The organism is Streptomyces sp. NH27, assembly GCF_056859195.1.
Genome location: NZ_JACEGK010000276.1, coordinates 1 through 10,322, shown reverse-complemented (window position 1 = coordinate 10,322; position 10,322 = coordinate 1). Strand labels below are relative to the sequence as shown.

Genomic DNA, 10,322 nt, shown 5'->3' with positions numbered 1-10,322 from the left:
CCCTCAACCTCTACGACCAGCTCTCCGCCTACGCCCCCAACGTCCCGGCGCCTACCTGCGGATCTCCAGCGACCGTTTCGGCCTGGAAGCCGGCGTGGAACGCCAGCACGACGACGCCGAAGACACCCGCGCCCGCCTGAACTGGGCCCCATTCGCGAAGATCTACCGCGAGAACGACACCTCCGCCTTCAAAAAGCGCAAGGTCATCCGCCCCGACGGCTCCATCGACTGGGTCGTCATGCGCCCGAAGTTCCGCCAACTCCTCGCCGACCTGTCCACCGGAGTCATCAATGGCGTCATCTTCTACGACCTCGACCGCCTGGTCCGTCGGCCCCGGGACCTGGAAGACCTGACCGACATCGTCGAGTACGTGAAGCGACCGGTCCTGGGAGCCACCGGCGGCCACATGAACCTGATCAACGACAGCGACCGGCACATGGCCCGCATCATGTGCGTGATGGCGCTGAAGTCGTCGGAGGACACCTCCCGCCGCGGCCGCCGGGACCCGTTGTCGGCGGCGTTTCCGAACCTGTGCGCCAGACAGTCACACTCCCGGGCGAACCAACTGGACCGCCCGACCATCGACACGGAACACTGCGGCACCGGGGCCTCCTGGCGTTGCTCGGTGATTCGACACCAACGAGCTGTTCAAGAGGCCCCATCTCTATGCGCCGAACCCTTCGCAATCACCCAACCGGGAACCCCCGTTCGAAGCGCATCTCCCAAACTCGGAACGACAACAGCGACTGAGGAGCGTGCGGCCGGGACAACCAACGGCGGCACTTCGAAGTGGAATCGGATCGAGCACCGGCTGCTCTCCCCCATCACCATGAACTGGCGGGGAAGGCCCCTGACCAGTCATGAAGTCACTGTCCAGAGCATCGCGGCTGCCACCACCAGGACAGGTCTGACCGTGCACGCCGAACTCGACACCGATCCGCGCCGCACCGGCACCCAGGTCAGTGAGGACGAGATCGCCGCTCTGCCGATCACCCGGCACCGCTTTCACGGTGACGGGAACTACACGCCACACCGAGACCTGCGACCTGGTCCTGACCGCAGCCTCGGACACCGACGGCGCCCCCGCGCCCTGCAACCCGTCGACACGACGGCGAGCAGCGAGCTCGTGTTCTTCCAGCAGTCCGGCAACAGACGGCATCCCGGCCTCGCCGGCGAGGGACAACCCGGCGGGTCACAGCTCCCACCGAATCACCGATCTTATGCCTGACCAGCGAAAACGCTGCCGTCACGTTCGGAACGACAACAGCCACTTTCGACCCGGCCCGGCGATCCGCTCCGAGCCGGCCTTCCGGAGCGGCTACCAGCGGCGGCGCGGCGGGATCGGGTTGAGCTTGGCGGCAAGCGCCGAGAGGAAGGCCGGGAGCTTGTCGACCATGGCTTTGGGGACCGGGGTGGTCTGGACGGTGCCCCGCCTCATGTCCTGGACGACGAGGGCGTAGGTGCCATCCTCCTCGACGAGTTCCGCGGCGAAGAGCAGCGTCCGCGTGGAGGTCTCCATCACAGCTCCTGCGCTCGGGTGTCGTTGAGCCAGGCGGTCCATGCCTTGGTCGCCTGCTGCTCGTCGGTGCCCTCGGCGAACAGGTGGTGGCCGAGCCAGGTCGGCACCTTCCAGGTACTGCCGTTGAAGAACCGGTACAGGGCGTCCGGGCCGCGCAGGCCGACGAAGTCGGCGCTGAGCCAGTCGACGACCACCTCCACGGGGTCATGGTCCGAGCCAGGTGCGAGGAGGGTGAACCGGTCGCCGACGGCAGCGTCGTCGGCGAGGCCGAGGCGTCGGCGCAGGGCGGCGAAGTCAGCCGGGTCGGCGGTGGGTTCGGGGTGCGCCGCCCTGACGTAGACGGCGGGGCGGCCCGCGAAGTGCCGGAGGTACTCGGCGAGTCCGTGCTGGTAGAAGTCGACGTGCTTCTCGGCCGCGTCCGACTTGGCTTCCCAGGCCCATGCCTCGTCGACGACGCCCGTGTGCACCCAGTGGATTCCCATCCGCAGGTGGCTCGTTCGGCCACCGGCCGGCTCGATGTGGTAGCTGAGCGTGTTGGAGAACCCGCCGTCCTGGGTCGCCCGGAGGGCGAAGTGCCGTGGTGGCTCCCAGGCCAGGACGGTGGCGTCGCCCCGGGTGGCCTTCCCGCCGGCGCGCGGCTCGATCTCCATCGGGTAGAGCCAACCCAGGTTGCCGGCGCCGGTGGCCACCGCGTCCCAGACCTGCTCGGGCGTGGCGGGCAGGTCCTGCTCCCGGCGGACCTCGAACTCTCGGGCCATGGTCGGTACTGCTCCTTCGTCGTCGTTCACGGTCAGAAGGCGAGCGGGAGGATGCTCAGCCGCCGTTGCAGCGGGTTGAGCCGCCACTCCAGCGCTGCCCCGTCGCTCAGCCGCAGCTCGGGCAACCGGCGCACCAGCGTGCCGACGGCCACCTCCGCCTGAAGCTTGGCCAGCGGGCCGCCGAGGCAGAAGTGCGGACCATGGCCGAAGCTCAGGTGCCGGTTGCCCGGGCGGGTCAGGTCGAGCCGGTCGGGGTGTTCGAAGCGCTCGGGATCACGGTTGGTCGCGCCGAGGAACAGGTACACCAGCTCGCCCTCCCGGAGCCTCCGTCCGCCGATCTCCAGATCCTCCGCGACGACCCTGACGACCGCCTGGGTCACCGTGTCGTAGCGGGCCAGTTCCTCGACGGCGCCGCGGATCAGGCCCGGGTCCGCGCGCAGCAGGGCCAGCTGGTCCGGGTGGCGCAGCAGGGCCAGCACGCCGTTGCCGATCAGGTGGGTGGTGGTCTCGTCGCCGGCGGTGATCAGGATGAAGCAGGTGGCCAGCAGTTCCGAGTCGGTGAGCCGGTCGTCCTGCGTCTGCGTGGCGACCAGGGCACTGATCAGGTCGTCGCCCGGTTCACGCCGGCGCTGCCGGATGAGCCCGGACAGGTAATCCTCGTACTGTTCGATCGCCGCCTCGGACTTGTCGATGTCCTCGCTGAGCCGGCCGAAGCGGCGGAACCAGCTCTTGACCTGCGGACGGTCCTCGTCCGGGATGCCGAAGAGCTCGCAGACGACCGACATCGGCAGCCGAGAGGCGACCGCCTCGATCAGGTCCATGGTCGGCCCGGCCGCGACCGCCTCGTCGATGAGCCGGTCGACGATCCGCTGGACACCGTCGCGCAGGGCCTCGACGCGCCGGGCGGTGAACGCCTTGTTGGCCAGTTTGCGCAGCCGGGCGTGGTCCGGCGGGTCGGTGTTGGTCATCACCCGGCCGAGTCGCTCGGTGAGCCGGCTGAGGGCTTTGAGGTCGCCGCCGAGCGCGCTGTAGGCGCGGGTCATCCGGTCCCTGTCGTTGGACAGCCGCAGGTCGCCCAGTGCCGCCTCGACATCGGCGTACCGGGTGAGGTACCAGATGCCCTGCGCGCTGCGGTGGACCGGGTCCTCGCGCCGCATGCGGGCGTAGAACGGGTAGGGGTCCCGGCGCGCCTCGGGGGTGAGCAGAGCCGCGGCGAAATCGTCTGGCCGGGCGGGGGCCGCTACGCGGGCCCCGCCCGGTGTTTCGGTGGAGGTCACGTCGGCCGCGCTACCGCTGGGCGTCCATGGCGTCGGCGAGGCTCTTGGGACGCATGTCGGTCCAGGCCCGCTCGACGTGCTCCAGGCAGGCGGCGTGGGTGTCGGGTCCGTGGGCGACTGTCCAGCCGGCCGGGATGTCCGCGAACTGCGGCCAGAGCGAGTGCTGGTTCTCGTCGTTGACGAGGACGAGGAAGGTGCCGTCCTGGTCGTCGAAGGGGTTGGTCACGGGTCAGTCCTCCTGGTGGGAAAGGGTGGTGTCACGGGCGTCACCGGTGGTGTCGGCGATCCTGGCGGCCAGGATCGGTCCGATCTGGGCCAGCGAGCCCGCTTTGGTCATCTGGTCGTGCCGGGTGGTGATCTCGTGCGATTCGATCCGGCCCGCGATGTATGGGCGCCAGACCTCGGGCCCGGCGTCGTCGTGGTCCCGGTCGATGGTGGAGTTGAACAGCAGCAGGTCTCCGTCGTACCGGCCGGGGACGAAGTCGACCGCCAGCTTCGCGTTGTTGATCATGATCTGGACGATCACCTCGACCTGCCGCTCGTTCAAGCCGGCCAGCGCGCTGCCCCGCCGGTTCAGCACCTCGGCGACCTCGGCGTAGGTGATCTCCCGGTCGCCCAGCTCGTCCGGGTCCACGTCGAGCACCCCGACGAGTACGTCCCGCACGGTGGGCACCGGCTCCTCCTCGAACCGCACGTCCTTCACCGGGTAGGCGTCAAGGATCGCCAGCAGCGCGGTCCGCTCGCCGCGCGCCTGCAGTTCGCAGGACAGCGCGTGGGCGATCAGCCCGCCGGCGGACCAGCCGAGCAGCAGGTACGGGCCCTCCGGCTGGATCTTCTGAACCTGGTCGGCGTAGTCGGCCGCCATCTCCTCGTAGGACCTCGGCAGCGGTTCGGGCCGGCCGAGGCCGCGCGCCTGGAGAGCGTAGACCGGGTGTTGCGGGCCGAGGTGGTTCAGCAGCCCGCTGTACGACCAGCTGATCCCGCCGCCGGGGTGGACGCAGAACAGCGGTGTGGCCGTCCCGGTCGAACGCAGTGGCAGCAGGACGTCCAGCGCGTCGGCCGGATCGTTCATGGCCAGGCGCTCGGTGAGCCCGGCCACGGTCGGCGCCTCGAACAGCATGCGCAGCCCCAGCTCCAGTCCGAGGGTCTCCCGGACGCGGGAGGCCAGCCGGGCGGCCAGCAGCGAGTGCCCGCCCAGGTCGAAGAAGCCGTCGTCGATGCTCACCTGCTCCCGGCCGAGGACTTCGGCGAACAGGCCGCACAGCAGCTGTTCCTGCGGCGTCCGGGGGCCGCGTCCCGCGTCCCGTGCCCCGTAGTCGGGGGCCGGCAGGGCAGCCCGGTCGAGCTTGCCGTTTGCGGTCAGCGGCAGCGCGTCCACGGTGACGAACGCCGCCGGCACCATGTAGTCGGGCAGTTCGCGGCGCAGCCGGCCGGCCAGCTCGGCCGTCTCGGGTGCGCCCTCGGGCGCGGGCACCAGGTAGGCGACCAGCCGTTTGTCCCCCGGCCGGTCCTCACGGGCGACCACGGCCGCCTGGGCGACGCCCGGGCAGCCTGCCAGGACCGCCTCGATCTCTCCGGGCTCGATCCGCAGACCGCGCAGCTTGACCTGGTGGTCGACGCGTCCGGCGAACTCCAGCGTCCCGTCGGGGAGCCACCAGGCAAGGTCGCCGGTGCGGTACATCCGGCTCCCGGCCGGCCCGTACGGGTCGGCGGTGAAGCGCTCCGCCGTCAGGCCGGGTCGGCCGAAGTAGCCGCGGGCCACGCCCGTCCCCGCGAGGTACAGCTCGCCGACCGTGCCTGTCGGCACCGGCCGCAGCCGGTCGTCGAGCACGTAGGCGCGCATGTTCGCCATCGGCGCGCCGATCGGCACGCTCGAGGCGTTCTCGTGGAGCCCGTGCACCGGATGGCAGGCGGCCAGGGTGGTGGCCTCGGTGGGCCCGTAGCCGTTGACCACCTTGATGCCGGGGCACGCCGCGAGCACCCGTGCGGCGGCGGCCGGGGAGACCACGTCGCCGCCGGTCCACACCTCGCGTACCCCGGCGAGCAGGCCCGGTCGCTCCTCGGCGACCAGCCGGAACAGTCCGGCGGTCAGCCACAGTCCGGTCACCCCGTGCGTGGTGATCGTGTGTTGCAGCAGGTCGAGGTCGAGTTGCTCGGGCGGTGCGACCACGACCCGGCCGCCGTTGAGCAGCGGCACCCACAGCTCGTAGGTCGAGAGGTCGAAGGCCGTCGGGGAGTGCATCAGCACCCGCTCGTGTCCGCCGCCGCGCCACTCGGGGGTCAGCGCGAGACCCACCACGTCCCGGTGGGTGACGGCCACGCCCTTCGGCCGTCCGGTCGAGCCGGAGGTATACATGATGTACGCCAACTGCTGTGGTTCGCAGGGGACTTCGACGTCGGACGGGTCGGCGGTCGCGGACTGCGCCAGTGCGGCGAGCACCTCCGGGGTGAGCACCAGGGCGGCTCCGCTCTCCCGCATGATCAGGTCGATCCGGGAGGAGGGGAAGCGCGAGTCCAGCGGCAGGTAGGCGCCGCCCGCCTTGATGACCGCCAGGATCGCCACGACCAGCTCGGCCGAGCGGTCCAGCATGACCGCGACCGGCGTCTCCGGCCGTACGCCCTGGCGGATCAGCGCCGTCGCCAGGCGGTCGGTCCGCAGGTCGAGTTCCGCGTAGGTCAGTTCGGTGCCGCCCGCCACGACCGCGACCGCGTCCGGGGTGGCCCGCACCTGGCGGGCGAACAGCTCAGGCACCGAGGCCGACGGCAGCTCCGCGGCCGTGTCGTTGAACCCGTGCAGCAGCCGGTGGCGTTCCGCGTCCGACATGAGGTCGATCCGGCCGATCGGCCGGTCCGGGTCGGCGGCCGCCGCGCGCAGCAGGCGGGCCCAGCGCTCGAAGAGCAGTTCCACGGTGGCCGCGTCGAACAGGTCGGTGGCGTACTCCACCGCGCCGACCAGTCCGTCCGCGGCGCCGTCCGGGCGGAACTGCTCGGCGAGGCTGAACGTCAGGTCGACCCGCGCGGTCCCGGTGGGCGCCTCCAGGTGGCCGGTCTCCAGCCCTGGCAGCGCGAACTCGCCGAGCGGCGCGTTCTGCAGGGCCAGCATGACCTGGAAGAGCGGGTGGTGGGCCAGTGAGCGCACCGGGTTGGCGACCTCGACCAGGTACTCGAACGGCACGTCCTGGTGGTCGTACGCGGTGAGCGCCTTGTGCCGGACCCGGCCGAGCAGTTCGGCGAAGCCGGGGTCGCCACCGGTGTCGGTGCGCAGCACCAGGGTGTTGACGAAGAAGCCGACGAGGTCGTCGAGCGCCTGGTCGGTTCGGCCGGCGATAGGGCTGCCGATCGGGATGTCCGTACCGGCGCCGAGCCGGGTGAGCAGCGCGGCGAGTCCGGCCTGCAGCACCATGAACATGCTGGCGCCGCGTGCGGTGGCCAGCTCCCGCAGCGCCTGGTGCAGTTCGGGGTCCAGCCGGACCACGACCCGCTCGCCGCGCTGGGAGGCGACCGCCGGGCGGGGCCGGTCGGCGGGCAGCTGCACCTGCTGCGGGATGCCCGCCAGCTCCTCCTTCCAGTAGGCCAGTTGCCTGGCGAAGAGGCTGTCCGGGTCGGCGGCGTCGCCGAGCAGGTCGCGTTGCCAGCCGGTGTAGTCGGCGTACTGCACCGGCAGCGGGGACCACTGCGGCTCCTCGCCCCGGCAGCGCGCCGCGTAGGCCGCGGCGAGGTCGCCGGACAGCGGCCCCATCGACCAGCCGTCGGCGGCGATGTGGTGCACCACGACCAGCAGCACGTGCCGGTCGGGGGCGAGCGCGAACAGCTCGGCCCGGATCGGCGGCTCCGAGGCCAGGTCGAAGCCGCGCCGGGCCGCGTCCGCCAGCCGCCCGGCCAGCCGGCTCTCGTCGAGCTCGACCACCGGCAGCGCCGGTTGTGCCTGCGCGGTGTCCAGCACGACCTGGTGCGGGACGCCGCCCGTCTCGCGGAAGACCGTCCGCAGGCTCTCATGCCGGGCGACCACGTCCGCGAGTGCGGCGTGCAGGGCCGACCGGTCGAGGCCGCCGGTCAGGCTCAGCGCGAGCGGCATGTTGTAGGTGGCGCTCGGACCGTCCATCCGGTGCAGGAACCACAGGCGGCGCTGGGCGAAGGACAGCTCCACGTGCTCCGGGCGGAGCCGGGCGGTCAGCGCGGGCCGCGCCCTTCCGGAACCGTCCAGGCGGGCCGCCAGTCCCGCCACCGTCGGGGTTTCGAACAGGGTCCGGACCTCCAGCTCCGCGCCGAGGGTCGCCCGGACCCGGGAGGCCAGGCGCGTCGCCACCAGCGAGTGACCGCCGAGGTCGAAGAAGCTGTCCTCGACCCCGACCTGCGCCAGCCCGAGCACCTCGGCGAACAACTCGGCGAGGAGTTGCTCCTGCGGGGTGCGCGGAGCCCGCCCGCCCGCGGCCCGGCCGAGGTCGGGGGCGGGCAGTGCGCGGCGGTCGAGCTTGCCGCTGGCGGTCAGCGGCAGCGCGTCCAGCGCCACGAACGCCGACGGGACCAGGTAGTCGGGCAGCCGCCCGCGCAGCCAGTCGCGGAGTTCGCCGAGGAGGGCGCCGGTGCCGCGGCCGCCGATGGGGCGGTTGGTCAGCGACGACAACGCCCGGCCGGTGACCCCGGCCGACCGGTACGGCTCGACCGGGGAGCCGTGGAGCGTCCGCGAGTCGGCGAGGACCACGTCCACGGCGTCGTCCGCGGTGGCCGACCAGGTGACGGCCACCACGCGGCCGAACTCCCGCCCGAGGGCGTGGAAGTCCTCCGGGTCGGGGAGGTCACTCTCTTCCGGGGCGTGCAACCGCTCCAGCAGCTGCGCGAGCGGCTCGTTCCCGTCCTGCACCGCCCGGGCCAGGGCTGCCTCCCGTACCACGCGCCGGTTCGGGACCCCGGTGATCCGCACCACCTCGGCGGGCGGCTGGGCGAACAGCTCGCGCAGCCCGGCCGGCCCGGTGACCTGCCGCCCCCACGCCAGCTCGACGGACCGGCTCGGGGGCTGCGGGGTGACCGGCGGGTTGTGCAGCGTCACCTCGTAGCGGTAACGGGTCAGTTCGTTGTGGTGGCGGCCCCGCTTGACCGCCACGGCCACCGCGCCGATGTCCGTGCCGTGCTCGCGCAGGACGGTGAAGAAGTCCGGATCGACCAGGAGTTCCTTCTCCACCCTGACGGCCTGCTCCACCGCGCGGCGCACGGCCGCGCGGTCGGCGCCGTCGGCGCCGTCGGCGGCCCGGTGCAGCTGGACGGCAGTGGCCAGTGGGCGCAGCAGCCGCAGGTTGCGGACGTCGCCGATGAAGAGTGCACCGCCGGGGGCGAGCAGGCGCATCAGCTTCGCGATCACGTCCGCGAGGTAGTCGGCGGACGGGAAGTACTGCACCACCGAGTTGATCACGACGGTGTCGAACTCCCCGGCCGGCAGTCCGTCGGTGTCGTGCGCCGGACGGGTCTGCAGCACCACGCGCCCGGCCAGCCGCTCCTCCCCCGCCACCTGGGCGGCCAGGGCGTCGATCGCGGTGGCGGAGAAGTCGGTCGCCCAGTAGCTGTCGCAGTGGGGTGCGATCCGCGAGAGCAGCAGGCCGGCGCCGACGCCGACCTCCAGTACCCGGCGCGGACGCAGGGCCAGGATGCGGGCCACGGTGGCGTCCCGCCACTCCCGCATCTGCTCCACGGGAATCGGGCTGGCGTCGTAACTGCTGTTCCAGCCGACGAAGTTGTCTCCGAAGGCCGCTTCGCCGGGGGCGATGGGCAGGGCGTCGTAGATGTCCTGCCACTCCTCCACGTGGTCCGCTTCCAGCCCGCTGTCCCGGGCAGTGTCCTGGCGCGGGACGACGTAGCCGACGAGCCGGTGGTCCTGGGCGAGGACGGCGGCCTGGGCGACGGCGGGGTGCTCGGCGAGCGCGGCCTCGACCTCGCCGGGCTCGACGCGGAAGCCGCGGACCTTCACCTGCTGGTCGGCTCGGCCGACGTACTGCAGTTGACCGTCGCCCAGCCGTCGTACCAGGTCGCCGGTGCGGTACATCCTCCCTCCTTGCCCGCCATCGGGCAGGAGGGGCCCATCGGATCCGAACGGACAGGCGACGAACCTGCTCGCGGTCAGGTCCGGCCGGTTCAGGTAGCCGCGCGCCAGGCCCGCGCCCGCGACGTACAGCTCCCCCGTCACGCCTTGCGGCACCGGCTGCAACCGGTCGTCCAGGACGTACACCCGGGTGTTGGCGATCGGTCGCCCGATCGGCGGCATGCCCGCCCCCGGTGAGAGCGGGTCGCTCATGGTCGCGCACACCGTGGTCTCGGTCGGGCCGTACGCGTTGATCATCCGGCGCCCGGGCGCCCACCGCTCCACCAGCTCCGGCGGGCACGCCTCACCCGCCACCACCAGCGTCGACACGGTCACCGCGCCGTCCGGCAGGGCGGCGAGTACGGACGGGGGGACCGTCACGTGGGTGATGTCGAGGCGCGGGTCGGTCAGCGCGGCGAGCGGATCGGCCGCGGGGGGCAGCACCAGGGTGGCGCCGCGCAGCAGGGCGGTGCAGATCTCCGACACCGAGGCGTCGAAGCTGGGCGAGGCGAACTGGAGCACCCGGCTGTCGGGTTCGACCGCGAAGCACTCGATCTGTCCGGCGACCAGGCTCGCCACGCCGGCGTGGCTCACGACGACGCCCTTGGGGCGGCCGGTCGAGCCCGAGGTGTAGATCACGTAGGCCGGATGCCGGACATCGAGCACGACCTGCGGATCGGTGTCCGGCCGACCGGGGG

Annotated in this window: 5 protein-coding genes and 2 pseudogenes; 2 read left to right on the top strand and 5 right to left on the bottom strand. The window is 72.2% G+C overall.

The window, feature by feature from the left end:
- Positions 1-94: 94 nt before the first annotated feature.
- Positions 95-433 (top strand): annotated as a pseudogene (locus AC13HU_RS21945) (recombinase family protein); the annotation flags it as partial.
- Between the two features lie 345 nt (positions 434-778).
- Positions 779-1,060 (top strand): annotated as a pseudogene (locus AC13HU_RS21940) (ISAzo13-like element transposase-related protein); the annotation flags it as partial.
- A 258-nt stretch (positions 1,061-1,318) separates the two neighbouring features.
- Here the strand turns inward: AC13HU_RS21940 and AC13HU_RS21935 are convergent.
- The 5 genes from AC13HU_RS21935 to AC13HU_RS21915 all read right to left on the bottom strand — a co-directional run.
- Complete coding sequence (locus AC13HU_RS21935) at positions 1,319-1,519, bottom strand: hypothetical protein (protein ID WP_328460118.1); 201 nt, start codon at positions 1,517-1,519, stop codon at positions 1,319-1,321.
- Positions 1,519-2,277 carry an SRPBCC family protein gene (locus AC13HU_RS21930; protein ID WP_483043627.1) on the bottom strand — a complete coding sequence of 253 codons (759 nt, stop codon included), beginning with the start codon at positions 2,275-2,277 and terminating at the stop codon, positions 1,519-1,521. The genes AC13HU_RS21935 and AC13HU_RS21930 overlap by 1 nt, the downstream gene beginning before the upstream one ends.
- Before the next feature lie 32 nt (positions 2,278-2,309).
- On the bottom strand, positions 2,310-3,554 hold the full coding sequence (locus AC13HU_RS21925) for a cytochrome P450 (protein ID WP_483043626.1): 1,245 nt from the start codon (positions 3,552-3,554) through the stop codon (positions 2,310-2,312).
- A 10-nt stretch (positions 3,555-3,564) separates the two neighbouring features.
- The gene (locus AC13HU_RS21920; RefSeq protein WP_483043625.1) at positions 3,565-3,780 is read right to left on the bottom strand and encodes an MbtH family protein; all 216 of its coding nucleotides are present in this window, start codon (positions 3,778-3,780) and stop codon (positions 3,565-3,567) included.
- A gap of 3 nt (positions 3,781-3,783) precedes the next feature.
- Positions 3,784-10,322: amino acid adenylation domain-containing protein (locus AC13HU_RS21915; RefSeq protein WP_483043624.1), on the bottom strand; the 6,539-nt coding region annotated here is incomplete at its 5' end.

Coding starts and splice junctions, on each gene's coding strand:
- AC13HU_RS21930 (WP_483043627.1), bottom strand. CDS start 2,277: ATGGCCCGAGAGTTCGAGGTCCGCCGGGAGCAGGACCTGCCCGCCACG.
- AC13HU_RS21935 (WP_328460118.1), bottom strand. CDS start 1,519: ATGGAGACCTCCACGCGGACGCTGCTCTTCGCCGCGGAACTCGTCGAG.